Source organism: Fulvivirga imtechensis AK7 (assembly GCF_000331535.1).
GTDB classification, from domain to species: Bacteria; Bacteroidota; Bacteroidia; order Cytophagales; family Cyclobacteriaceae; genus Fulvivirga; species Fulvivirga imtechensis.
Map to the genome: position 1 here is coordinate 31,429 of NZ_AMZN01000014.1, position 24,468 is coordinate 55,896.

Annotated in this window: 20 protein-coding genes; 10 read left to right on the forward strand and 10 right to left on the reverse strand. The window is 42.8% G+C overall.

Annotation, left to right across the window (positions count from 1 at the left end):
- Position 1: 1 nt before the first annotated feature.
- Entirely contained in the window at positions 2-742 is a 741-nt protein-coding gene (locus C900_RS04570) for a phosphatase PAP2 family protein (protein ID WP_009578464.1), read from the forward strand.
- Here the strand turns inward: C900_RS04570 and C900_RS04575 are convergent.
- On the reverse strand, positions 722-2,740 hold the full coding sequence (locus C900_RS04575; protein ID WP_009578465.1) for a tetratricopeptide repeat protein: 2,019 nt from the start codon (positions 2,738-2,740) through the stop codon (positions 722-724). The two genes, C900_RS04570 and C900_RS04575, sit on opposite strands and share 21 nt — an antisense overlap.
- A gap of 157 nt (positions 2,741-2,897) precedes the next feature.
- On the opposite strand from C900_RS04575, the gene C900_RS04580 reads away from it, so the two are divergent.
- Positions 2,898-4,304: an MATE family efflux transporter gene (locus tag C900_RS04580; protein WP_009578466.1), complete on the forward strand. Its 1,407-nt coding sequence runs from the start codon at positions 2,898-2,900 to the stop codon at positions 4,302-4,304.
- Positions 4,305-4,321: 17 nt separating this feature from the next.
- Here C900_RS04580 and C900_RS04585 read toward each other — a convergent pair whose 3' ends face one another.
- Positions 4,322-5,077 carry a LytR/AlgR family response regulator transcription factor gene (locus C900_RS04585; protein ID WP_009578467.1) on the reverse strand — a complete coding sequence of 252 codons (756 nt, stop codon included), beginning with the start codon at positions 5,075-5,077 and terminating at the stop codon, positions 4,322-4,324.
- A gap of 10 nt (positions 5,078-5,087) precedes the next feature.
- A complete protein-coding gene (locus tag C900_RS04590) occupies positions 5,088-6,218 on the reverse strand; it encodes a sensor histidine kinase (RefSeq protein WP_009578468.1) in 1,131 nt (376 codons plus the stop codon).
- 63 nt (positions 6,219-6,281) lie between these two features.
- Here C900_RS04590 and C900_RS04595 point away from each other — a divergent pair, with 63 nt between their 5' ends.
- The 5 genes from C900_RS04595 to C900_RS04615 all read left to right on the forward strand — a co-directional run bounded on the left by C900_RS04595 (position 6,282) and on the right by C900_RS04615 (position 14,755).
- Positions 6,282-6,647: a VOC family protein gene (locus C900_RS04595; RefSeq protein ID WP_009578469.1), complete on the forward strand. Its 366-nt coding sequence runs from the start codon at positions 6,282-6,284 to the stop codon at positions 6,645-6,647.
- Positions 6,648-6,902: 255 nt separating this feature from the next.
- Positions 6,903-7,331 carry a DUF1761 domain-containing protein gene (locus C900_RS04600; RefSeq protein WP_009578470.1) on the forward strand — a complete coding sequence of 143 codons (429 nt, stop codon included), beginning with the start codon at positions 6,903-6,905 and terminating at the stop codon, positions 7,329-7,331.
- Positions 7,332-7,363: 32 nt separating this feature from the next.
- Positions 7,364-7,762 carry a DUF1761 domain-containing protein gene (locus C900_RS04605; protein ID WP_009578471.1) on the forward strand — a complete coding sequence of 133 codons (399 nt, stop codon included), beginning with the start codon at positions 7,364-7,366 and terminating at the stop codon, positions 7,760-7,762.
- A gap of 221 nt (positions 7,763-7,983) precedes the next feature.
- Complete coding sequence (locus tag C900_RS04610; protein ID WP_009578472.1) at positions 7,984-13,572, forward strand: PKD-like domain-containing protein; 5,589 nt, start codon at positions 7,984-7,986, stop codon at positions 13,570-13,572.
- The gene (locus C900_RS04615) at positions 13,562-14,755 is read left to right on the forward strand and encodes a PorP/SprF family type IX secretion system membrane protein (RefSeq protein WP_040495669.1); all 1,194 of its coding nucleotides are present in this window, start codon (positions 13,562-13,564) and stop codon (positions 14,753-14,755) included. Before C900_RS04610 ends, C900_RS04615 begins: the two co-directional genes overlap by 11 nt.
- A gap of 286 nt (positions 14,756-15,041) precedes the next feature.
- Here C900_RS04615 and C900_RS04620 read toward each other — a convergent pair whose 3' ends face one another.
- From C900_RS04620 to C900_RS04635, 4 genes are all read right to left on the reverse strand, one after another.
- Positions 15,042-16,001 (reverse strand): calcium/sodium antiporter, encoded by a 960-nt coding sequence (locus C900_RS04620; protein WP_009578474.1) that lies wholly within the window; start codon positions 15,999-16,001, stop codon positions 15,042-15,044.
- Positions 16,002-16,234: 233 nt separating this feature from the next.
- Positions 16,235-17,584, reverse strand: a complete 1,350-nt coding sequence (gene creD / locus C900_RS04625; protein ID WP_009578475.1) for a cell envelope integrity protein CreD — start codon at positions 17,582-17,584, stop codon at positions 16,235-16,237.
- A 52-nt stretch (positions 17,585-17,636) separates the two neighbouring features.
- A complete protein-coding gene (locus tag C900_RS04630) occupies positions 17,637-17,939 on the reverse strand; it encodes a winged helix-turn-helix domain-containing protein (RefSeq protein WP_009578476.1) in 303 nt (100 codons plus the stop codon).
- A complete protein-coding gene (locus tag C900_RS04635) occupies positions 17,936-18,559 on the reverse strand; it encodes a hypothetical protein (protein ID WP_009578477.1) in 624 nt (207 codons plus the stop codon). Before C900_RS04635 ends, C900_RS04630 begins: the two co-directional genes overlap by 4 nt.
- A 176-nt stretch (positions 18,560-18,735) precedes the next feature.
- On the opposite strand from C900_RS04635, the gene C900_RS04640 reads away from it, so the two are divergent.
- Positions 18,736-20,070 carry a cation:proton antiporter domain-containing protein gene (locus tag C900_RS04640; RefSeq protein WP_009578478.1) on the forward strand — a complete coding sequence of 445 codons (1,335 nt, stop codon included), beginning with the start codon at positions 18,736-18,738 and terminating at the stop codon, positions 20,068-20,070.
- A 150-nt stretch (positions 20,071-20,220) separates the two neighbouring features.
- On the opposite strand, the gene C900_RS04645 is transcribed toward C900_RS04640, so the two are convergent.
- The gene (locus C900_RS04645; protein ID WP_009578479.1) at positions 20,221-20,628 is read right to left on the reverse strand and encodes a hypothetical protein; all 408 of its coding nucleotides are present in this window, start codon (positions 20,626-20,628) and stop codon (positions 20,221-20,223) included.
- 161 nt (positions 20,629-20,789) lie between these two features.
- The gene (locus C900_RS04650; protein WP_009578481.1) at positions 20,790-21,749 is read right to left on the reverse strand and encodes a YpdA family putative bacillithiol disulfide reductase; all 960 of its coding nucleotides are present in this window, start codon (positions 21,747-21,749) and stop codon (positions 20,790-20,792) included.
- 145 nt (positions 21,750-21,894) lie between these two features.
- Here C900_RS04650 and C900_RS04655 point away from each other — a divergent pair, with 145 nt between their 5' ends.
- Positions 21,895-22,350, forward strand: a complete 456-nt coding sequence (locus C900_RS04655) for a GNAT family N-acetyltransferase (protein WP_009578482.1) — start codon at positions 21,895-21,897, stop codon at positions 22,348-22,350.
- 2 nt (positions 22,351-22,352) lie between these two features.
- Positions 22,353-23,078: an MBL fold metallo-hydrolase gene (locus C900_RS04660; protein WP_009578483.1), complete on the forward strand. Its 726-nt coding sequence runs from the start codon at positions 22,353-22,355 to the stop codon at positions 23,076-23,078.
- A 180-nt stretch (positions 23,079-23,258) separates the two neighbouring features.
- On the opposite strand, the gene C900_RS04665 is transcribed toward C900_RS04660, so the two are convergent.
- On the reverse strand, positions 23,259-24,467 hold the full coding sequence (locus C900_RS04665; RefSeq protein WP_009578484.1) for a serine hydrolase domain-containing protein: 1,209 nt from the start codon (positions 24,465-24,467) through the stop codon (positions 23,259-23,261).
- Position 24,468 lies beyond the last annotated feature (1 nt).

Genomic DNA, 24,468 nt, shown 5'->3' on the forward strand with positions numbered 1-24,468 from the left:
TATGATAACTGCAGTTCGTAGATTCGTACGTGAGCTTAAATGGCACAAAAATGAATATGTGCTTTTTATTGTTTCGCTGATCATCCCGGGGATTATTTGCCTGTTTGCGCTCAATGCGTTCCTGGAGATCACAGAGAGGCTGCAGGCACAGCAATTAGTGAAATTTGACGACCTTATAACTGAATTTGTCTATACCTTCCGCAGCGATACCACCACGAGTATTGTTAAATTCATCACAGACGTTGGTGATGTACAGGCATATGCGATCATCATACCCTGTGTTGCAGTACTGCTTTACTACCGGGGTCATCATCGATGGAAATTATCCCTCCAGGCTACTATTGTTTTATTATCAGCCACCTTTCTCAATATTGGGATCAAAAGCCTGATCAGCCGGCCACGCCCTGTTGAAGACATGCGTTTGGTGATAGCCCATTCATATAGCTTCCCCAGCGGACATGCAATGAGTGCAATCGCTTTTTACGGCTTTCTTATCTATCTCACTTATAAATATGTGCCTAATATGGTCCTTAAAATAGGGCTTATTCTTATTCAGTTATCTCTAATATTAGGTATCGGCCTGAGTAGGGTATATTTAGGCGTGCATTTTCCGACTGACGTGGTTGCCGGTTTTGTGGCCGGACTATTCTGGCTGATCATTTGTATAATTGTCTTTAACTTCATCAATTTTTACAGGACCAGACGCGCCAGAAAACAGGGGCTAAATCCGGACACCAATTAACAAAATGTCATCTGTTTGTTCATTGTTACCCTGCCATCTTCTTATCTCAGCTTCTACCATTTTTAGCTGCTCAGACATGGGTTGATGAGCAATGCTTTTTAACAGCCCTCTGAAGCGGGGATACATAAATTTTTTATTGGCCTCACCCCCGAACTGATCCACTATACCATCAGTAAACAGGTATATCGTGTCCTTAGGTTTCAGCTCAAGCTCATGCTGCCTGTACTCGCGCTTTTCGTCAAACATCATTCCCCCAACAGGGTAGTAGTCACCTTTTACAATATTAAGCTCGTGATTGTGAAAGTAATACAATGGTCTTTTGGCCCCTGCAAACGAAAGTTTTTTCGTTGTTCGATCAAACAAGCAAATGCCTATGTCCATACCATCGTAAGTCTTGCTCTGCAGGTGATTATATTTCAGGTTTTTAAATATCCGCTGGTTTAATTCTTTTAGTATAATGGCGGGTTCCAGCATTTTTTCTTCATTTACTATCTGGTTAAGAAGAGAATTTCCCATAACATTAAGAAACGCAGCAGGAACACCATGCCCCGTACAATCTACTGCTGCTATTATCACCTGGTTTTGTTCCTCTGCAAACCAATAAAAATCCCCGTTGACGACATCTCTAGCTTTTGTGAGCACAAATGCATCTTGAAAAACGGATTTAAGCCTTTCATTTTCGGGCAGGATAGCCTCCTGTATGTTCTTCGCGTACAGAATACTATCCATAATGTTTCTGTTCTTCTCGATGATTTCCCGGTTTTTCTGCTTGAGTATCCTGTTAGTCCGGTTTTTATATACATTTTTTCTGTACTGCATCACTACTATGAACAGACCCATTGCCAGTATACCCCCAAGAAAGTATAGCAGCAACTCGCTGTTATTAAGCCTAAGATCTTTGATCTCAGACTCCTTTTTAAGTAATTCTATTTCATTTTGAGAGCTCTTTATCTTATAGTTGCTCTCTACTTCAGCAATTTTTCTGCTTTGATCATCATTAAATATCTGCTGATCTACCTTGTTATACAATTTATGATACCGAAGGGCCTGCTTATAGTCACCCAGCGAATCATAAATAGTAGACAGGCCCTGGTAATTTTTTTTCAGTATAAGCCTGGCATCAGCTTCTTTGGCCATTTCTATGCTCATGGAATGTTTTTCAATGGCCCGGTCGTACTGACCAAGGGCGCTGTTGAGGCAGGCAAAGTCATAAAGAAATGCAGCTTTCATATACCGGTCATCCGTTTTATCTATAAGCATTACAGCCTGATTGTAGTAATGTTGAGCTGAGTCCAGGTTGCCTATTTTATAGTGGTAGTGACCAATACTTCCCAATGAGATGAAGATACCATAATAATCCTTATGTTGACGGTCAAGTACGAGCGCCTTTCTATAATAATTGATGGCTGTGCTGTGATCGTTTAGTCCTTCACTGTAAGCGGCTCCCAAATTGTTATATGAAGATGAAAGCGTGCTCAGATCATTGTGCTTTAGTTTCAGGGCTACAGATCTTTCCAAAAAACCAATACTTTCGCTATAGCGATTAAGCTCCTTGAGTAGCAACCCCATGTTATTATATATACGGGAGAGCGCCACCTCATCACCACGTGACTCATGAAAGGCCATTACTTTGTAAAAACAACTGAGTGTCTTCTCATAATTGCCCATGCCATAATATATGATCCCCAATGAATTGGTGGCATCAGTCTGAAGTAGTTCATAGCCACCCGCCTTTGACAACTCTATAGCTTCCTCTACCACTTTTATCGCCTCTACCACATCATAATCACTCAGTCGCACCCCGAGGGCTCTCATAGCTTCTATTCTCAGGGAGTCATCTTCCGCAACTTCTACCACCCCCCGAAGGCTGTCAATGGCCGGTGTCTGCGCATGCAAAAGGTTAGTAAAACAAAAAAAACCAGCTATTGCGACATAAAAAATGACGGTTTGGAACAAATTATCGGTTATTATTTTGTTTTTTAATTTTTTAAGGGTCATAATTGCCAGGCAATATAAGTCTTTTCCTAAAAAAAGACCCAAATTTTAAAGCCCATGAACAGCGTACCGGCCTTCATTTTTTAAGAAGATGTTTTTCAGAAGATCGATCTTTTTAAGTCAATTTTAGTCTTATCTATCATTCTTTTAAACCGGTACTATGTATTCCTTTCAAAAATTTTTGAGGAAATTTATTTCTTCTTTCCTAATTGCCATTAAGGGCTCCGAAAAAAATTTCACTTCGGGCAGTATCAATAAAGCCATATTCATGCTTTCGATCCCAATGATCCTGGAAATGGTGATGGAATCGCTATTCGCTGTGGTAGATATCTTTTTTGTGGGTAAGGTAAGCGTCAATGCCATTGCCACTGTAGCGCTCACCGAGTCGGTGATCATGATCGTATATGCCATATCCATAGGTTTGAGTATGGCAGCTACCGCTATGGTAGCCAGACGTATAGGGGAAAATAAGCCTGAAGAAGCTTCAGTTGCCGCTGCTCAGGCTATTTTTCTTACCATTGGCATTTCTATAGTTTTTAGCCTGGCAGGATTGCTTTTTCCAAAGCAGATATTGACACTGATGGGTGGTGAAAAAGACCTGGTGGAGGAGGGTTATCGCTATACAATGATCATGCTGGCAGGCAATATCACCATTATGCTTCTTTTCCTGATCAATGCCATATTTCGGGGGGCTGGTGATGCCTCTATAGCTATGCGGGTACTCTGGGTATCCAATGGTCTTAATATTATCCTGGATCCGATTTTGATCTTTGGCCTTGGTCCGATTCCGGCTTTTGGTGTGGAAGGCGCTGCTATCGCCACTACCATAGGACGTGGCATTGGGGTGCTTTTTCAGTTGGCATCCATTACAGGAGCAAAAAGTATAGTGAGGCTGAAAATGAAACACTTACGCGCTCAGTGGGATATTATCCGGAGGATAGTTAAAGTTTCGGCAGGTGGTATAGGACAGTATATGATAGGAACGCTCAGTTGGCTATTTATGGTGAGAATAAGTGCTGTCTTTGGAGCAGAAGTACTCGCTGGCTACGCCATCGCCTTCAGAATTATTATGTTCACCATTTTACCATCGTGGGGCCTGAGCAATGCTGCTGCCACACTTGTAGGTCAGAACCTTGGTGCCAGCCAGCCTGAGCGCGCAGAGCGTTCCGTTTGGAAGTGTGCTTTTTATAATATGATATTTTTGGGGTTGATCTCAGTGGTGTTCATCGTATGGGCAGAGGAGTTTGTGGGTATATTTTCATCAGAGACTGAAGTGGTTAAATACGGAGCCCTGGCGCTGAGGATCATCTGCTGCGGATATATCTTCTTTGCCTATGGCATGGTAATAGGTCAGGCTTTTAATGGCGCTGGCGATACAAAAACGCCAACTGTCATCAATTTCTTTTGCATGTGGCTTTTTGAACTGCCATTGGCCTACCTGCTGGCTGTAACAGCGGGCTTCGGCCCTCAGGGCATATTTCTGGCCATAGCCATCGCGTCTACATTACTGGCGGTAGTGAGTGTACTGGTGTTTAAAAGGGGAAAATGGAAACTTGTGGAGGTGTAAAACCTCAAAAGTAGCCATCAGAAAGTTTCTATCCAATACCGGAAGTTGGGGGCATTTTCCTTGCTCACACACACTTCCTCCCGGGTAGGCGGGTGGAGCTGTAGCAACACTTTGCCACTGTCTGACTTAAACTTCTCAATGGCATCAATATGTACAAGGTATTTGCGGTTGGCCCGGAAAAAATATTCCGGGTCCAACTCCTCCTCCAGCTCCGTCAACGTTTTGTCAATAATGTATTTTTCACTGCTTTTACTCATCAGAAAAACGAGCTTATGTTCTGTGAAGAAGTATGCAATATTTTTTATGGAAACAGAAACATAATCAATACCACGCTTAACAAGCAGTCGTTTCTTTGACGATTTATTCTTTCCCATGCTTTCTTCAAAGAGCTTATTGAACTTATATTGCACGAAGTGGGACTCCAGCTTTCTCACCTTTTCCAGCGCCTTCTGCAGGCGATCTTCCTGCAGTGGTTTTAGCAGATAGTCAATAGAATTATGCTCCAACGCCTCCAATATGTATTGGTCGTATGCGGTGGTAAAAATAATGGGAAACTGTACCTCGACATGATTGAAGATCTCAAAAGACACATCATCAGCTAACTGCACATCTACAAAAGCCAGATCGGGTGTTGTATTGGTACGAAGCCAATGGACCGCTTCTTCAACGCTCTGAATGGTATCCAGAACAGTAATTTCGCTATCTGTTTTAAGCAACATGTCAGTGAGCTTCTGGGCAGCCGTTGGTTCGTCTTCGATGATTAAAACACGCATAAGTTCATTTTCAATTAGATATTGGGAGCATGGGCAATTGCAGTTCGAAGTTGTCAGCACTTACTACCTTATTGACACCCATGCCCGTAATAATTTTAAACCGTTCATCGAGGTTGGTCAAGCCTATCTTCGATGAATGCTGGAGCGTCTTTTTAGGTTTTATTTTATTGGCAATGCGTAAATAATTCTCCAGCAGGTTTACCTCTACCTGCATCGGGCTCCTTTGTGAGATCTCATTGTGCTTCACTACGTTTTCGAGGGCTATAAAGATGGATATCGGAGGAATCAGGTAAGCGCTTCTGGAACTTTCTTCAATATTAAAAAGGACTTGAAGATTTTTGTCAAATCTGAGGTATAAAAGGGAGAGATATTTGTCCAGAAAAAGCAACTCATCCTGCAGTATTACCAGCCGCTGATCTTTATTTGACAGGATGTAGCGGTATACTTCTGCCAGGCTTTGGGTAAACTCTTTTGCTCTTGAAGGGTCTGTGTCGATAAGATATGAAAGGCTGTTGAGCGAATTGAACATAAAATGAGGGTCTATCTGGTTTTTTAGAGCCTCCAGCTCTGCCTGCACCCTGGCTCTTTCAAGCTTTTCCCCTTTTATTTTATCCGATTCCCGTTGCTTGATCAGGAAAACCGTCTCATAAATATGAGTGATAAAAATAACGCATATTACGCAAACAACCGCTGTTATTTTAATTACACCCCAGTCAACCAGGCCTCCTGTTAACCTGTACCATCCTAAAAGCATAAACACCACCAGTGGCGCGGTGTAGAAAACATTGGCCCCTAATATCATGATTATCTTTTGAGCGGGGTTGATAAACCAGTTGTACCGCTCCTCCAGTCTGAAAAGCAGCCAGCGGTTACCCTGCCAAATAAAAAAAGAGATAAGTATGAAGTAACCATATGCCAGCATCAGGTAGGTTATTGACCGGTCATTGCTCGTAACCAACCCGGTGGCATTCGGTATTACCACACCAAAAAACTGGATGCCAATGATCCGTACCAGTTTATCGTTAATGTTAATTTTATCATCCACCGCTTTAATGCAAAAGTTTTCCTTTTCAACAGACAGTTTTTCCGCTTCAGGTTTAAAGGCCGGTTTGCCATTGTTAAAAATACTATTTTCAATCATCAGTTCACAGCAGAGGGCTTTTAGTTTTCAGTGATGAAACTATGACAATCAAATATATTATGTATGGCACGAGTAGTACACTTCGAAATTCCTGCGGCAGATCCGGAGGTTTCGGTTCGATTTTATAAAAATGTTTTTGGTTGGGAATTCAGCAAATGGGGAGATGAGGAATACTGGCTGGCCAAGACAGGGGAGGATGATCTTCCTGGTATTAACGGAGCTATCATGAAGCAGCGCGATCCTGCTCAGCCTGTTGTAAATACCGTTGAAGTTCCCGATCTTGAAAAGGCCATTGAAGCGATTGAAAAGCACAAGGGGCAAATAGTGGCACCAAAGATGGCTGTTCCCACAGTGGGCTGGCTCGCCTACTTCAAGGATCCGGGTGGCTACATTAGTGGAATCATGCAGATGGATGCTAATGCTAAGTAGTGCCTCTAAGAAAACGCTAATGTCTGCGTTACGCTCGTCCCAAAAATGCTCACGTACCTCAGTACGCTCCGCTTTTTGGAACTTCGCAAGCCTTGACCTTGACGTTTTCTTAAAGCCACTTGGCGTTTTCTTAGAGGCACTAAGTACAATGCTCTGCCGAAGGATACTATGCAAAGACGAGCTTGACCTTGATGCTTTCTTCAAGCCTCCTGGAATTTTCTTACAAAACACTAAATAACCAAAGTAAAAACAGAAATGACTAAAAAATTACGAATCAATCATGCAGCCGTTTGGGTGGCGGCTGTTCTTGCCCAGTTTGTCCCTCCACTTATTTATTCCGAGTTGTTTTTTGGTATTCGTTGGGCAGAATTAAATAAAATTACTGAAGATGATTTTCAGAGCTTTGACATGGCGACAGGGCTTATTCTGGCACTGGCCGCAGCCGTGGTCACTATTTATGTAATGGCCTGGCTATTTACAAAGATCAAAGTAGAGTCCGGTCTTGAAGGTTTAAAAATTGCCTTGCTGATATGGCTGGCATTTGTATTTGTGGAAGTGGGCATTCAAAATCACTTTTCATTGCGACCCTTTGAGCTGACGCTGATTGATGAAGTAGTGGTATTGGTAAGGTATGAAATTGCAGGGGTGCTACTCGGTGTGTGGAGAAAGTATTCGGAAGTTTAATTTTTATGGAACAACTTAAACACTAAATAATCATGGAAGAAGTATCAATTAACTGGCTGGCCGTTTTGGTGGCCACACTCTCAACCTTTGTTATCGGAGCCATCTGGTATGGGCCGGTCTTCGGGAAAAGATGGATGAAGGAAAACGGCTATACCGAAGAAGATCTCAAAGATGCCAATATGGGGAAAATATACGGGACAGCCTTTGTTCTGGAGCTATTCATGGCCATCAACCTGGCCTTTTTCCTCAACGGCCTGAGCATTCAGGAAGGTGCTCTGTACGGTTTTCTGACCGGCTTTGGCTGGATAGCAATGGCACAGGGTGTTAACTATTTATTTTCAAGAAAAACAATAACCCTCTGGTTTATCGACAGTTTTTACTTTGTGGTAACCTTTACATTAATGGGGGTGATATTGACAGCCTGGAAATAGCCTGGTGTCTATATTTATCAGATAATGCTTGCCCTGACGATCTGCGATGATTGGTCAGGGCAAAATTTTTTCTTAGAATTCCTGATCCACATATCAGCCGCGTGCAATAACAGTTCGCTCCGAACGGGTATTTTTCCCCTTTATACCTACCGCGGTTACTAAAACACTGATTTTCATATAAAATGATATTCAGTTTTACTATATTCAAGCCAATTTTTGTGATGAAACCAATAACTATTTCAGGACGTTCTCTGTTTCTGCTTTTTGTTGCTATGGCTTTGGCAACAATTGAAACCTTTGGCCAGCGCGTATATTGGACCCAAGGCACTCAGATAAGGAGTGCAAACCTCGATGGTTCCATGGTCATAACTCACTACACCCACCCGGATCAGCCTCATAAAATATCAATAGATCACACTAATAATATTGCTTTCTTCCTAACCTTACCGGGACAAGGTGATCTTTACCGGATCCCGTTGTCTACATTTACAGGCCCTACATTAATATACAGTTGGGGAGCCATGACAGCAGGGCTAAACATAGCTCATCACCCTGGCGATGCTAATGTTTATATAAGCTCATTTGTAGATAGTGATCCCGGACTAATAGAATATAGCGCATACACTGATCAGGACTGCTGCCAATTTCCCACCACATTGAACATTGGATCATATAGTGGCGATGTCTTTCATGATATAAAAATAGATACCGATGGTGAAAACGTGTATGTGTCAAATGAATTTGATGGCGTAATTTATAGTGTAGGAACATTTGGCGGACCATTAACGACTGTTATACCTTCCGGAGCCGGAGAGGCTTTCGATTTCGATTTTGGCGCAAACGAGATTATTTATGAAAATCCAACCAACGATCAAATTTTAGCTGCTGATAAGGATTCGGGTACCGGAGGTTATACCAAGATCAGCAGTGGTCTTTCAGACATCAAGGCCATAGCTGTACACCCAGACGGGCGTCTTATTATATTAGATGCCAATACCATCAAAACGGCTAACAGCGATGGTTCTAATCTATTTCAGATTTTGACCGGCCTTACAGGCGCTACAGACCTTTCTCTCTCCGAATGCTCCGACCCTACCATTCAGGCATCGGCCGTTTCTGCTAACAGCACCACTCCTACATCAATTGATCTGAGCTGGACGAATGGAAATGGTGACGAAGTATTGGTTGTAGGTAAACAAGGGACAGCGGTTAGTAGTGGACCTAGAGATGGCATATTGCACGCTCACAGTTCAGTATTCGGTTCGGGGGATCATTTAGGACTCAGCAACTATGTAATATATCGTGGTACCGGAAATAGTGTGTCCGTAACCAATCTCGACCCGTCAACTACCTATCATTTTGCGGTTTATAGCTTAAATACCTTCGGAGCATGCTACCGCACGCCAGGAGCGACAGCCTCTACCACTACTTTAGCTCCTCCATCACCCCAAAATGTCAGTTCTGCACTCACTGACGATTCTTATCCTGCAGGTTCGACCATTTCTGTAGAAGTCACTTTTGACCAGGCGGTTGATGTAGGTGGCACGCCAAGGATATTACTTGAAACCGGCACAACAGACAGGCATGCGACCTATGTGGGTGGCTCCGGCACTACCACATTGACGTTCCAATATGTAGTACAAGCAGGCGATGAATCCACAGATCTTGAGTATGTGAGTGCAAGCGCATTAGGGCTCAACGGAGGTACGATTGTCGCTGCATCTGACAACACCACAGCAACGCTAACGCTACCTACACCGGGCACTGCAGGCTCCTTAGGCACCAATAAAGATATTATAATAGATGGTGTGTTACCTACTGTTTCATCCATTGCTGCATCTCCAAATCCTGTCACCGATGCCGATGCTGGAACTGGAACATTTACTCTTGCCATAGTTTTCATCGAGAATATGGATGCAAGTGTGTCACCATCTATCACGTTCCCCACAGAAGACCCATCTGCAACATTAACATTCAATTCGGGAAGCTGGTCAAGCGGCACTACTTATGAAGCAGTATACGATGTTGCAGACGCGGAGGAAATTATTGCAGATATTGATATAGTCATCACCTCTGCTCGGGACCTTGCGGGAAATATAATGAATCCACATAGTCAGGCTGATGTTTTTTCCATTGACATGTGTACTCTGCCGGTTATTACACTGCAACCAACTGATAAGACCACCTGTGCAAATATCGCCACAGGCTTTTCAGTGACTGCCACAGGCACCTCACTAACTTATCAATGGGAAATGGATGATGGCGCAGGTGGTGTTTTCAATGCTATATCCGATGGCTCCCAATTTCAAAATACCACAACAGATCAGGTAGATATCCTGGACCCGTCAGCACTGGACGGCTATAGATTCCAATGCGTAATAACAGAGAGTGGCAACTGCTCCACTACTTCAAATATTGTCACGCTTAACGTTGATCCGCTGCCATCAACCTCCAATGCCGGAGCAAATGATGCTGTTTGTGGTACCAGCTATACCCTGAGCGCTACTACTCCGGCAATTGGAACCGGTACCTGGTCAGTGGTCAGTGTTCCCGGTGGTTCTCCGGGAGTGACTTTTAGTGATGTTACAGCTAACAATGCAACGGTCGATCTTAATACCTCATTTGTATATGGCGCTTATGAATTTCAATGGGAGGTGACTTCAGGAATTTGTGCGTCATCCATCAGTACGGTGCAAATTACCTTTAGTGAAGCCGGTACATCAAATGCCGGAACAGATTTTACCGCCTGCGGAAGCACCGACTTTGCCCTTTCAGGCACGATAGGAGGCTCAGCAACAAGTGGCCATTGGCGTGTAGTTACAGGAGCAGGTACGCTTACCAGCTCTGGATCAGCTACCGGATCATCCATTTCAGGCCCTGCGATCAATGACAGTTATACTCCGGGGACCGCCGATTATGGTACGACCGTTTCTTTTGAACTAATAGCTGAAGACCCGGACGGAGCAGGAGCTTGTATAGACGTAGTAAGTCCTTTAAACGTCAATATAATTGAGCCTCCGGTTATAGTACCACAGACGGTAACGGTATGTAGCGGGACAAATACCGGGGTTACACTTTCAGCCTCTCCAGGTACTATCAGTTCTTATGAGATAGTTGATATCGTAGCAGATGCAGGACTAAACGCTGCTACGGGAAATGTTACCGTTGGCTCCGGATATTCCTCTGGCGCTATTCAAAATGATGTATTTACAAACACAACAACCGGCACTTTGGTTGTGCGCTATGACATTCGAGCCACAGCAAGTGGCCCGCCTGCCTGCGTTGGACCGGTACAAACAATTACTGTTAATATAAACCCACAGCCTGTAGTAGACCCGAATCTGTCTACATCTGCTTGTTCAAATACCCCGACGGGACTCGTACTGAGCACCGCTCCAGGGTCAGTGGCTGCTGGCGGAGGTTATCATTTGATAAATGTGGCGATACCTGGTGGTGTAACAGCTAATGCCGGTAATGCCACAATAGACTCCGGGCTTCCGGCAAACGCCCTAAGCAATGATTCTTTTTCAAACGGCACTTTATCTTCTCAGGTAGTACAGTACACCGTAGCGCCGATAAGCACTAACGGATGTGAGGGAGATGCTGTGGTAATAAATGTTACTATTGACCCTGCACCACAAATGAATACAGCCTTATCCACAGTATCAGCTTGTACCGGTAGCCCGCTAGGTGTTACGCTCTCCACCGCCGGGACGTCAATAAGTGCATCAAATTATGACATTACAGGTATTTCGGTGGATGCCACCCTAACGCCAGGAGGTAGCAATGCTACAATTGGAACCGGGAAAGCCTCCAGCGCTATTGCCAATGATGTGTTTACCAACAGTTCTTCCAGCATTGCCAGCGTTGTATATACCGTAGAGCCTGTAGGTGCCAATGGGTGTCACGGTGATCCGTTTGTCATTACAGCGCAGATAAGCCCCGCCAATACCGGTGCCATCGCCACCCCTGCAACTCAAACTATTTGCAGTGGTGAGACTACAGCGATTTCGCTATCAGGCGCTGATTCCTATAGCTGGACAGTAACTGCTCCTTCCGGTATATCAGGAGCATCTTCTGGAAATGGCAACACAATTGCACAAACGCTCCAAAACAATAACACTTCTACGGCAACCGTGACTTATACAATTACCCCTGTGGAAAATGGTTGTGCCGGCAATTCATTTACAGCAACAATTGCTGTTAACCCGCTGCCTCAGGTATTTCAGCTTTCAGGTGGAGGAAATATTTGCACCGGAGAAACTGCCAGCATTACACTGAGCGGTTCGCAAACCGGTACTACATACACTTTGTTGAGAAATGGTTCTACCGTAGTCGAAACGATGACAGGTACGGCTGGCGCCATCAATTTTACTGCCCAGTCAGCAGCCGGAAATTATACCGTACAGGCAGAAAATAGTAGCACAAGCTGTATTAGTAATATGACAGGAACTGCTACCATAACAGTAAGCACTCCCCCATCAGCCGCAGTGCTGAGCGGTAGCACTGCCATTTGTCAGGGAAGCGCTGCTCAACTCACATTAAATATCACAGGAGGCACGGCCCCATACACTATCGATATACAAAATCTTGGGGTAATCAATTTCACGGGCGCCCCAATAAGTGTAAGCCCGACAGTTACCACCAACTATTCACTCAATTCAGTTGTGGATGCTAATAATTGTAACGCCACAAGCATTGATAACACTGTTGTAACGGTGCAGGTAGACAACCCACCTACTACCGCGACTGTGGGTGCTGATGTTGAAGTTTGTGATGCTACATTTGCTAATTTGGGAGGTAATAACCCTTCAGTTGGAACAGGTCAGTGGAGTGTTGTTAGCGGAACAGGGTCAATTAATAATATAAACTCCCCGAACTCAGGGGTGACAGGGTTGGGCCTTGGCGTCAACGTATTTCAATGGACAATCTCCAATGGTACTTGCTCTTCATCCAGTGCGACCATAACCATTACCAGGAATGAAGGCCCATCCGGTAGGGGGATTGTATCTTCCGGTACCGGAGGTGCCCGTTTTTGCCAGAACGACCAGAATATAACGTTCAGTGTCTCCGGGATCAGCAATGCCACTTCCTATATCTGGAGTTTGCCGGCAGGTGTTATTCCTGTGTCAGGTACTGTTGAAACTTCCTCTCCTTCAATAACGGTTAACCTGAATAATGCTCAAAGTGGGCCGGTTGAGGTAATCGGCAAGAATATGTGCGGCAGCAGTCCTGTTTCAAGCCCTTTGAATATAATCATACTGGCAAACCCTGACGTTACGATAGTTAACGAACCTGAAATAATTAGTGGGCGCACTACAACCTTTAATATTGAGGGGGGAACAGACATTACACAGGTTTTATGGCAGTTTGGTGATGGCGGCAGTTCTTCGGAGCTAAGTCCTGAACACACCTACAGCACACCAGGAGGCTATACTGTAGTGCTGGAACTTGTCAATGATCAAGGATGTAGCAGCTCTATTGAAAAGCCTATTACCGTTAATGGCTTGGAACCGATAAGTATTAATAGTATTAAAAATGCTATTACACCAAATGGTGATGGCGCCAATGACCATTTGATTATCGAGAATATTGAAAACTACCCTGACAATACTGTAACCGTTTTGGATCGATGGGGGGTTGAGATCATCAGGCTTGAAGGATATAAAAATGATTGGGACCTGGCTGTGGGAGGAAAAATAATTCCGGCAGGTAACTATTTGTGCATTGTGCAAATACGGGAAGGAGACAATACGGAGCGTAAGGTGGTAACCCGTACAATAACAGTAGTAAAAGGAAATGTTGAATAATTTGACCAGAGCTTTACTTTACACACTTACTGGTTTCTGTCTATTGATCTGCAACACATCGAGGTCACAGGATATTCCTTTGTATAGCCAAAAGCTTACTAATTCATTATTATATAACCCTGCCACTGCAGGAAGCGATTTTGGCTCTCTTACTTTTTCGCATAGAAAGTTTTGGTCCGGCATCGATGAAGCGCCTTCTTCTAACCTGCTTAGCCTGCATACTCCGTTTGCATACCATAAATTCGGGGTGGGGGTCAATCTTTTTAGTGAGAAGCTGGGGATCTATGATCGACTGACCGCCACAGGAGCTTTTGCTTACCATATCAATTTTACGGATGAAACTGCCCTGTCTATGGGTGTTTCAGCGGAGTATAACAGCCTGAAAGTCAGTACGGCCAGGCTGGATGTGCTTGATCAGACTGACCAATTGCTTTTTGGAGAGGACTTCAATACCAACAGTATTGATTTTTCCTTTGGGCTAAACCTGAAAACAAAATATTTCAATATTGGTGGGGCTGCCAACCGCATTAGCACCGGACTGGGCTTATCGGAAGAATCTAACCAACTGTCGCCATTCTATAGCAGCTATATTAATTTCAAGCTGCCTCTTGCCGGAGAAAGGGACCTGCTCGAACCTATTTTAACCTTTCGGCAGCTTTCTACCAAGTCTAATCAGTATGACCTGGGACTTTACTATACTTTCAAAAACCTGATTACGTTGGGAGGAGGCTACAGATCCAGTTTTGTTTCCAATACCTCGCCCCAATTAAGCGCTACTGCTGCTTTAAGAATAAAAAACAAGATAATAATCGGGTACACCTACGAGACATTCAGCGGGCAATACAATTCGAACCTGGGAAACAGCAGTGAGATCACACTAAGATTTGACTTCAGGGATCAGGGCTACAGCAAGAATTATAAAAACTCGCGGCAAATCATGAACAATTCTTTGGCCTTTAGAAGGAAAACCCTTACGCAGTCAGCCTCAACAGCCAGGAAAAAAGCGAAAAATCATTCTAAAAAGCTCGAAAAAAGATTAAAGAAAAACTACCTGAAGTCACCTAACTTCAGGATGAACAGTAGTAAAAAGTTGCATACCAAGAAGGTGAAAAAGGTACAGAAGAAGCGTTACAGCAAAAAGAAGCATCGCTATAAGCGAAGCAAGAAAAAAGGATTCAGATAGGAGATAAGTTTTTTGAATTTAAGTAACGTGAGTTCGATATAGTAGAACCGATTAAAGGTGTGCATACTGAAAACAGAGCAAACAAGCCTCTATTAAGATCACTCTGAATGAAGAATCTTACTAAGTTCATGAGACTAGAGTATCTCATTTTGTAGTTCGTATTGACGCTCTTCTACTCAATACTTACGACTCCGTACTCATGACTTTTTTGTCAATTGCCGGCTAATAAAGCTTTTAGGGATGGGATGGGATGGCCGAGAGTTTTATCATGAACTTACATTAAGTACTATCCCCGTTCAATCAGAAAGGTAATATACCACCCATAGGCAATAAGAAAAAAGAATCCTTCCCACCGGCTAATGATGGGCCGTCTACCTATTACCACTGCCAGAATAAGGGCTGTACTGGCCGCAATGATCATAAATATGTCCGAATTACTAATAACATCATAAGGTATGGGTTTGATAGAAGCACTAAGGCCCAAAATCCATAAGAGATTAAATATATTAGAGCCCACCACGTTGCCCACGGCTATATCCGTATCCCTTTTAAAGGCTGCCACCACGGACGTAACCAACTCCGGCAAAGAGGTGCCTATGGCAATAATAGTTAATCCAATAAAAGATTCACTCATACCAAATAGCCTTGCCAGGTCCACAGCGCCATCCACCACCCATAAACCACCAAAATAAAGGCCTACACAACCGAGAATGATGTAAATGAAGGACTTAACAACCGGCATTTCCTCAAACTGTTCACCAGAAAGCTCGCTCTTTCTCTGTTTTGAAACGATGTACACGTACCCCATAAAAAGAGCAAAAAAGAAGAGTAGGATCACCCCATCATACTGACTGATCCTGTAATCATTGGTCTTTCCAAAAAGAGAGGCATTTGCCAAAAAGCCTACCAATAACGCGGCTGTCAGGGAAAAAGGCACCTCTATAAAATAGGTGTTTTTAGTGATGGGTAGCGGGTTGATCAATGCAGAAATGCCTAATATCAGTAGTATATTGGCTACATTACTGCCCAGCACATTGCCTACGCCAATATCAGGGGTATTATTGTAGCTGGCAATAAGGTTGACCAGCAATTCGGGAAGCGAGGTACCAAAGGAGACTATTGTCAATCCTATCACCATACTGGAAATATTCATCTTCCTGCCAATGGAGGTCGCCCCCTCTACCAGCAGATCCGCTCCTTTGATTAAAAATATAAAGCCAACAATGAAAAGGATGTAAACCAACATAGGATATGTCTAAAAACGAGCTTCTAAAAATAGCACATTTTTTATGTCTTGGGTAAATATCACAGTCTTTTTTCCTGAAATGGTAAGGGAGAGGGTTGAGTGGAGAGCAAAATTGTTTAGACTAAGCCAATCTTTCTGAGTCTAAATTTAATCGCGGAAAGTTACAGTAGGCAGAAGCAGTGGGTAAAATGTAGAAAGGGCCAGTTCAGTAACTATTGAACTGGCCCTTTTTATTATATAGAGGTTTCCGAAGAAGACCTATAACTCAACTGATACCAATTAATATTCCTTGATAAGTACATTAGTGACGCCAGAGTCAGGAATAATCCAAGGCTGCCTACCAACAGAGCAAAATCCTGCAACTGCAATATCACAAATATGAAGAAGTAGATCACGGTAAGCAGAGAAGCCACCAGAACAGTCAGTTTGGTAGTCTTGAATACCCCCGCGACATAAATGGTAATTAACCCTACTACCAGTATTGAAGAGATCAGGTACGCAATGTTAAAGCCAAAATGCTCCGAAATTGATAGTAGAAGAGTGTAAAAAAGCACGATAGTGAGTCCGATCATAATATATTGAAAGGGGTGAAACTTCTTTTTATTTAATATTTCAATAAGAAAAAAGATGATGAACGACAGCGCAACGACCAGGAGGGCGTATTTAGCAGATCGCATGTTCTTTTGATACTCATCCACGGGCAAAATAAGATCTACCCCAAAAGCGGAGCCGGCAATACCCTGAGCATTTCCCTGCCACTGCTGAGGATAATTTCTGTTCACGTCCAATACCTCCCACTCGGCTGTGAAGCCATTATCGGTAATTTGACGATCGTCTGGTAAAAATTTGCCGCTGAAGCTGGGATTGCCCCATGAGGAGGAAAGCTTCACCAGTGTTTCTTTGCCTACAGGTATAAAACTTAGCTGCTTACTACCATTAAGGTCTATATCAAATTTGAATTTGTAGCTCTTCGAAGAGGAGATATTGGTGCGACTGGACAACCCGGAAGACAGCACATCATGATCAGGTATACCGGCTTCTATGGGGATTTTCTCATCATTCCAACGCAGCGTCATATTTTTCTGTATCCCTGACATATCCGGTATACCGATGGAAATATAAGCCTCTTCCCAAAGCACATCTTCATCTGCTATATTCCAGATAGAGAAATTCGGTCTGTCAAAGCTTCCTGAAGCATTAAGTTTCGTATTGTAAAGCACTACTTCATAAATTCCCCGCTTTCTCTGCTCAGGATTGATAGCTCCCGTTATGTTCAACAGTCTGGGAAGAAAATGAGCCCTGTGGACAGAATATTTCAATTCCTCATTCTTGGTTTTGTAATACACCTTGTAAGGAACGGTGAGCACCGGTCCTGAAATCGTCTGTTGGCCTCCCCATTTGCTGCTGACCTCTTCTATGGCGGCTTCACGGTTAAGCTGGCGCTCAAATATCAGGGATTCAATACTGGATGCCGGAATAAGCAGCATCAACGCTATAATACCAATAGATATAAGCTTGACCATGATGGAATTCCTGATACCATCACCGATCTTCGAAAGGACATTTTTGTCTGTATTTTCCATTGTGATTAATTTAAAAGTACTTTGTATTTCAAAGTTAGTTATTAAAATTTTTTTATTTAAGTTGTTCTTTGATCAATTCCTCCAGAGCCGCCAGATGTTTTTCAAATGCTCGTTTACCAATCTCGGTAGCGCGGTACCTCGTGTTTGGCTTTCGGCCGACAAAAGTTTTGTTCATCTCGATAAACTTTTCCTTTTCCAGAGCTTTCAGGTGACTGGCAAGGTTACCGTCTGTCACCTCCAGCAGATCCTTAAATGCATTAAACTCAACATAATCATTGGCCATCAGTGCTGACATGATGCCAAGCCTGATACGGTTTTCAAAAGCTTTATGAAATTGATTGAGATACTGCTTCACTTTTCGTACTTAAAATACATAATCGAACCATACACAATATGCATTACTCCAAAACCTATAGCCCAAAACACCAGGCCATAGCCTATGAAGTAGCTGCTCGCTAACCCCAGTGCTATTTCACAGAATCCTAAATATCTAATATCAGTATAGGTGTATTTACTGGCGTTTATCAGGGCCAGTCCATAAAATATAAGAGTGACCGGAGCAATTAGTCCAATTACGCCTTTGCTGAAGAGAATCAGTATAAAAATTCCACCTGTTACGAGTGGGATAAACAGATTGACCACCATACGCCTGGCAGTAGCGTCCCATATTTTATGGTTATTCTTCTTGGCTTTAAGATATGAAAACCAAATGGCCGTTCCGATGGCGAGTATAAGAATGACACAAGCCAGTATGATCAACTTAAACACATTGGAAGAAAGCATACTCTCTGAGATGCTCTTATAGATCAACTCATCAGAAAAATAAAAGATCTTGTACGCAATATATGCTCCAATCAGGGCATAAACGCCTGCCAAAATACCCGAAACCCCGCTCAGTGACATAAATCGAGACGATCGCTCCATGATATTTCTGATCTGGGAGATATCTTCAATATAATTTGATCCTTTATTCATCTGCTTAGATGGTTAAAATTATGTAATTTTCACGTTCGGTCGTTATATGATCTGCCAATCGTAGCCTAAACACGAAGGTATAAAAAGCACTTTGAATTACAAAGTAGAACGAAATTTATCTTTCATCGGTTACGTAAAATCAATCTTTTATTATAATTGGGGTTCAATTTTAATATATGGAAATTTTTAATTCATACACTGCGGTGATCACTATTTCGGTAATTGTGATCATGTCTTACTTTTTTAATATCATCTCTGAAAAGACAAACATTCCCAGTGTATTGCTGCTCATTTTATCAGGGGTGCTTATCAAATTGGGGCTAACCTACTTTGGTATCGCTACAGGGGACTCACTTTTCAACATACTGGAAATACTGGGCATTATTGGTTTGATCATGATCGTGTTAGAGGCCTCGCTGGACCTCGAGCTAACACGGGAAAAATGGCCGTTGATCTGGCAATCTTTTACGGTAGCATTACTGTCTCTGCTGGTCTGCTCATTTGCCATTGGCTGGCTGATCAACTACCTGCTTATCGACAGCTTCTTTATTTCATTAATATATGCGCTACCATTGTCTGTTATGAGCAGTGCCATAGTTATTCCATCGGTAGGAGAGCTCCTTAATGAAAAAAAGGAGTTTATGGTGTATGAAAGTACCTTTTCCGACATCCTCGGCATTATGTATTTCTACTTTCTTATCGGAAATGCCGATAGCGATAGTGTCCGAACCGTAGTTTGGGATGTTTTCTCCAACATTTTTATCACCATTGTGCTGTCTGTAGCTATCAGCTATGCCCTGGTGTTTATTTTTCAGAAAGTCAGAACCCAGGTTAAGCTATTTCTATTAATTGCAGTACTGCTGCTACTTTACTCTATTGGTAAGTTGTTCCATTTGTCTTCGCTTCTGATCATACTTATTTTTGGGCTTGTGCTTCATAATCACAAAATATTTTTCCAGGGTAAGCTTAAAAAGCTTATTCACATCCCCTCGGTCAAAGGTATATTGAATAATTTCCACCTCATCACTATAGAATCTGCATTTGTAGTGAGAACCTTTTTCTTTGTCATATTCGGCATCACTATTAGTCTGGGGACCTTGCTGAACTGGGAGGTATTGTTTATTAGTCTGACTATTGTAGTAATTCTCTTCGCAATACGTGCCATTTTTTTACGACTGCTCAGAGGCAAATCGATAGCTCCTGAGGTATTGATAGCCCCAAGGGGATTAATAACCATATTATTATTCTTCGCCATACCTGATGAATTGCAAGTCAATACGTTCAGTGCAGGTATTTTGCTTTACACGATATTAATTTCAAGTGTTATCATGGCCATGGCGCTGATAGCCAGCGGTAAACATATAGAGCCGGTAGATGCCATCCAGATGGCGTACTGGAAGGAGGTAGACAAAGAGATAGAATCCATTCCTGAATCAGAAAAGAATAAGTCAGTTGAAGAAAAGGTAAAAGAAAAACAAGATCAGGAGACCAGTGAACAACAAGTAGGTTAAAATTATTGCGGTGCTTTTGGTTCTGCTACTGCTCATCCGGCTACCAGGCTGGACTGGTAAGATATCTTTGAAATGAAGGTGTCTCAAAAGACCAGTCACTAGAATGACTTTCGGTTTTGAGTTTGGTCTTTTGAGACAGCCCCGCAAGCATTATGCTTTCAAAAGCTTTTTAGCTTTATCAATTTTTATCTGCAAATCATCTGTATTGGCATAAAAATCTTTTTCTTTAAGTGTAAGCATACTCTTTACGTAGTTGGCAATGGCTTTGTCATACAACTTATTCACCATATAATAATCGCCTGCCACTTCCAGTCCTAATGCGCTTTCCTTAATTGAAAGTGAGGTATCAAGCCATCCCTTTGCTTCGGTAAGATTCACATTTTTTTTTATGCACATATGTGCCGCTTTTGCCCGTGCTTCCCAATCATCCGGAGCTGCATTAGTTACTGTAGCTCTAGCCTTCTCGATTGTCTTTTCTCCCGTATCTGCAAACAGCAGAGGTGCCGATAGCGCCATTCCAAGGACAACCAGCGCAGAAATTTTCATTAAAGTCTTCATGAGTTTTTGATTTTAATTTGTTGTTATTCCAAAAGAGATACATCATCTGTGCCAGGATAAAGTTCAGGCTCCAAAGCGCCAAAAACGCATAAAAACAAATCAAAAACCAATTTGGGGGAATAGAAAAGATACACCTGGTGTGCGCCAGCGACCACTCTCCTTTAGCGCTTTGTTATCAAAGCATCCATAATAATCTCCGCATGTACCCTGGAGTTTTCTATAAACCACTTATTAGTTTTCAATCCTCCACAAACGACTCCCGCTAAAAACAGGTTGGGTACATTAGTCTCGTTCGTGTTTTCATTATATACCGGAGTGCGCATCTCATCTTCGTTAAATTGAATGCCCAGGTTTTCCATAAATTCAAAGTTCGGTTTATAACCGGTCATGGCCAGAACAAAGTCATTTTCCAAGGTTTTGGGCCCCTCAGGAGTGATAATTTTCACCTCATGTTGTCTGATTTCGGTGATCTCAGCATTGAAATAGGCTTTTATTGAACCTTCTTTTATCCGGTTTTCAATGTCAGGCTTCACCCAATATTTTACAGAATCTAACAGTGCCGGTTCGCGCACTACCATAGTTACATCTGCTCCTTTTCGGTACGTTTCCAGCGCTACATCCACCGCGGAATTGGCAGCACCTACTACAATAATTTTTTGCCTGAAGTAGGGGTGGGGCTCATCGTAATAATGTTTTACCTTCGAAAGGCCCTCTCCGGGTACCCCCATTAAAAAAGGAAGGTCGTAAAACCCTATGGCTAACACAATGGCCTTAGTCCGGTATTCATTCCTTGATGTGCGTACTAAAAAATCTTCCCCATCTTTCTTAGCATCCTCCACAGGTTCATATAGCCTGACATTTAATTCCCAATGTATGGCCACTCTCCGGTAATACTCTAATGCTTCAAACCTATTGGGCTTGTTGCCATGCGATATAAAAGGCACATCTCCAATCTCCAGCCGCTCAGATGTAGAAAAGAAAGTCATGTTTAGTGGATAGTTGTAGATGGAGTTTACCAGACAACCTTTGTCCACAATGAGGTAGCTCAGATTTCGCTTTTTAGCTTCTATGCCACAAGCTAATCCTATAGGGCCTGCGCCGATAATCAAAACATCATACATATCTGTAACCTTTTATATTTTCCCAAGTATTCTATACAACAATAATAGGTCAAAAGGTTATAAAACTCATGGTAAATAGGAACTGCTGAGTTGAAAGCGTCTCTTCGGGGTCGCTTTTTTATTTTTTAGGTGCTATCTTTATTAAATGATCACAGTAAGAGCTGCTAAATATAAAGAACTGGACACCATAGTCAATTTTCAGGTGAAAATGGCACGAGAAACAGAAGGTCTGGAATTGGATCAAAAGCAGCTAAAAAAAGGTGTAGAAGCAGTTTTTGAAGATTTCAATAAAGGCGCCTACTATGTTGCCGAGGACAGTGACCGAATAGTGGCATGCCTCCTGACCACCCCCGAATGGAGTGAATGGAGGAATGGCACCGTGCTATGGATCCAATCGGTATATGTGATCGAAGATTACCGGGGGCAGGGTGTTTTCAGAACAATGTATGAGCATATTAAGGCAATGGTAGAGCACGATGATGATATGAAAGGGATCAGGCTTTATGTTGAAAAAAACAATCTTAGCGCGCAAAAGGTATATAAAGCCATTGGAATGAACGGTGATCACTATCAGTTTTTTGAATGGATGAAAACCTTTTGACTATGAAAAATATATGCACTTGTTTACTTGTCTTTCTATGCTTTGATGCCTATAGCCAGGATTTTGAAAGGGATGTAATTGAGACCACCAAAGGACCTTTAACCATCACTTTCATAGGCCATGGCTCATTGATGATGGAATACCTGGGTGACATCATCCACATTGACCCTTCGTCAAGAGAAGCCGAGTATGCCGAACTACCTGACGCTGACCTTGTGCTGATCACCCACCACCATGGCGACCATTGCGACCCGATAGCTTTTGAACCTATAGAAAAGAAAAACACTACAACATTTCTTACCGCCTTGGCAAAAGAGAAGCTGGGTAAAGGAACTATCGTAAATAATGGTGAAACAGCCACATACAAAGACATTAACATAGAGGCCATACCGGCTTATAACCTGGTACACAAGCGTGACAATGGAGAATTCTTCCATCCAAAAGGCTGCTGCAATAGCTATGTGCTTACCATTGGCGGCAAACGTATTTTTATTGGTGGCGACACGGAAAATACTCCCGAAATGAAAGCGCTAAAGAACATCGACATTGCCTTTTTGCCTATGAACCTGCCTTACACCATGACCCCGGAAATGGTAGCCGATGCAGCAAAAGCTTTCAGACCTAAAATTCTATATCCTTATCACTATGGGAAAACAGATACTTCCATTATTGTTGATCTGTTAAAAAATGAAAAGGATATAGAAATCAGGATCCGTAAGATGTCTTAATCAATGTCTGTAAGAAAACACAACTTATCGTCATTGCGAACGAAGTGCGGCAATCCCCTCTTCCTTGGCGTGCTTTAATAGGGGATCGCTTCGATTCCTCCCCGTGGCAAGCCCGGGGACAGGCGCGATGACGGCGAGAGTTTTCTTAGCACTAATTAGTCGGCTTAGCAAGCCGACCTGCTAGTCTGATTCCCGAAGAAAAGCTTCTGCGATTGAAAAAGCATATTTTGAAAAACTACTATACTCGGGAGGCTTATTCCTGTTCATCGCTAGCGCTACCACCATATTGTATTCAGGAAATAGCACGAGGAAGGCTGTGGAACCCATGGCTACACCACCATGATGAGCCACAGGGGTAAGTTTTTTTCCGTCAAACAGCGAATGTTCAGGTTCTACCCTCCAGCCTAACGCATAGCCTTCTTCATTGATGCTTCCATCATTCAGCTTTTGAGGTGTGAATAATATGTCTATCGTACTTTTTTTCAGAATTTCGTCATTCAACAGAGCATTTCCCAACCTGACCAGATCGGAAGGACTGGAAACGAAGCCTCCGCCAGCCCATTTGTTGCTGTTGTTTACAGGAAAGGCAACTTTGTACTGACCTTTTTCCACATCATAGAAAGTAGCTCTTTCATCGATTTGCATGGAGACATGGTCTGCAGCAGTATGTTTCATGCCAATAGGAGTAAATATCTCACGATCTACATAATTAAGAAAAGGAATGCCGGCCGCTTCTTCCAAGGCTGCACTGAGCAAAGTATAGTTATAACTACTGTAGCTATACCGACTTCCCGGCTCAAACAATAGGTCATCATGCTGAAAGACATCAACACTTTCTTCAATACTTTCATATTCCTTATTGTTATAGTATTCAAATGCCGGAAAGCAGAGGCACAAGCCATAATTTCTTATTCCGGAAGTATGAGAGGCTAGTTGCCGGATGGTAATGGGTGTCTCCATAGAAACATAGGATGCATAATACTGCACAGGTTTATCGAGTTGCAGCTTCTGTTGTTCGAGGAGTTTGCCAAGCGCGACTGAGGTAATGGCCTTGGAAACGCTTCCAATCCTGAATACGGTCTTGATATCCGCCGGGTCCTGTTTGTCTATGTCTTTATAGCCTTTTGCTCGCGCCCAAACCAGTTTATTGCCGATACCCACTGCTACCGAAATGGCAGGAGCCTGTAACTCTTTGCGGGCTTCGGCTAGCATTTTATTGGCCCCATCAACTGCGGACACAAAGGCACTGTCCATCACGTGACTTTCTGCGTCAGTTACTTCATTTGGTAACGGTTGCCAACCGACATTGTAGGTAAAAATGGGTTCAAAGAAGAAGTAAACAAGCATTATGATCATGGGGATCATGCCCCACAGTAATAATTTTTTCATT

Coding starts and splice junctions, on each gene's coding strand:
- C900_RS04570 (WP_009578464.1), top strand. CDS start 2: ATGATAACTGCAGTTCGTAGATTCGTACGTGAGCTTAAATGGCACAAA.
- C900_RS04575 (WP_009578465.1), bottom strand. CDS start 2,740: ATGACCCTTAAAAAATTAAAAAACAAAATAATAACCGATAATTTGTTC.
- C900_RS04580 (WP_009578466.1), top strand. CDS start 2,898: ATGTATTCCTTTCAAAAATTTTTGAGGAAATTTATTTCTTCTTTCCTA.
- C900_RS04585 (WP_009578467.1), bottom strand. CDS start 5,077: ATGCGTGTTTTAATCATCGAAGACGAACCAACGGCTGCCCAGAAGCTC.
- C900_RS04590 (WP_009578468.1), bottom strand. CDS start 6,218: ATGATTGAAAATAGTATTTTTAACAATGGCAAACCGGCCTTTAAACCT.
- C900_RS04595 (WP_009578469.1), top strand. CDS start 6,282: ATGGCACGAGTAGTACACTTCGAAATTCCTGCGGCAGATCCGGAGGTT.
- C900_RS04600 (WP_009578470.1), top strand. CDS start 6,903: ATGACTAAAAAATTACGAATCAATCATGCAGCCGTTTGGGTGGCGGCT.
- C900_RS04605 (WP_009578471.1), top strand. CDS start 7,364: ATGGAAGAAGTATCAATTAACTGGCTGGCCGTTTTGGTGGCCACACTC.
- C900_RS04610 (WP_009578472.1), top strand. CDS start 7,984: ATGAAACCAATAACTATTTCAGGACGTTCTCTGTTTCTGCTTTTTGTT.
- C900_RS04615 (WP_040495669.1), top strand. CDS start 13,562: ATGTTGAATAATTTGACCAGAGCTTTACTTTACACACTTACTGGTTTC.
- C900_RS04620 (WP_009578474.1), bottom strand. CDS start 16,001: ATGTTGGTTTACATCCTTTTCATTGTTGGCTTTATATTTTTAATCAAA.
- creD (WP_009578475.1), bottom strand. CDS start 17,584: ATGGAAAATACAGACAAAAATGTCCTTTCGAAGATCGGTGATGGTATC.
- C900_RS04635 (WP_009578477.1), bottom strand. CDS start 18,559: ATGAATAAAGGATCAAATTATATTGAAGATATCTCCCAGATCAGAAAT.
- C900_RS04640 (WP_009578478.1), top strand. CDS start 18,736: ATGGAAATTTTTAATTCATACACTGCGGTGATCACTATTTCGGTAATT.
- C900_RS04645 (WP_009578479.1), bottom strand. CDS start 20,628: ATGAAGACTTTAATGAAAATTTCTGCGCTGGTTGTCCTTGGAATGGCG.
- C900_RS04650 (WP_009578481.1), bottom strand. CDS start 21,749: ATGTATGATGTTTTGATTATCGGCGCAGGCCCTATAGGATTAGCTTGT.
- C900_RS04655 (WP_009578482.1), top strand. CDS start 21,895: ATGATCACAGTAAGAGCTGCTAAATATAAAGAACTGGACACCATAGTC.
- C900_RS04660 (WP_009578483.1), top strand. CDS start 22,353: ATGAAAAATATATGCACTTGTTTACTTGTCTTTCTATGCTTTGATGCC.
- C900_RS04665 (WP_009578484.1), bottom strand. CDS start 24,467: ATGAAAAAATTATTACTGTGGGGCATGATCCCCATGATCATAATGCTT.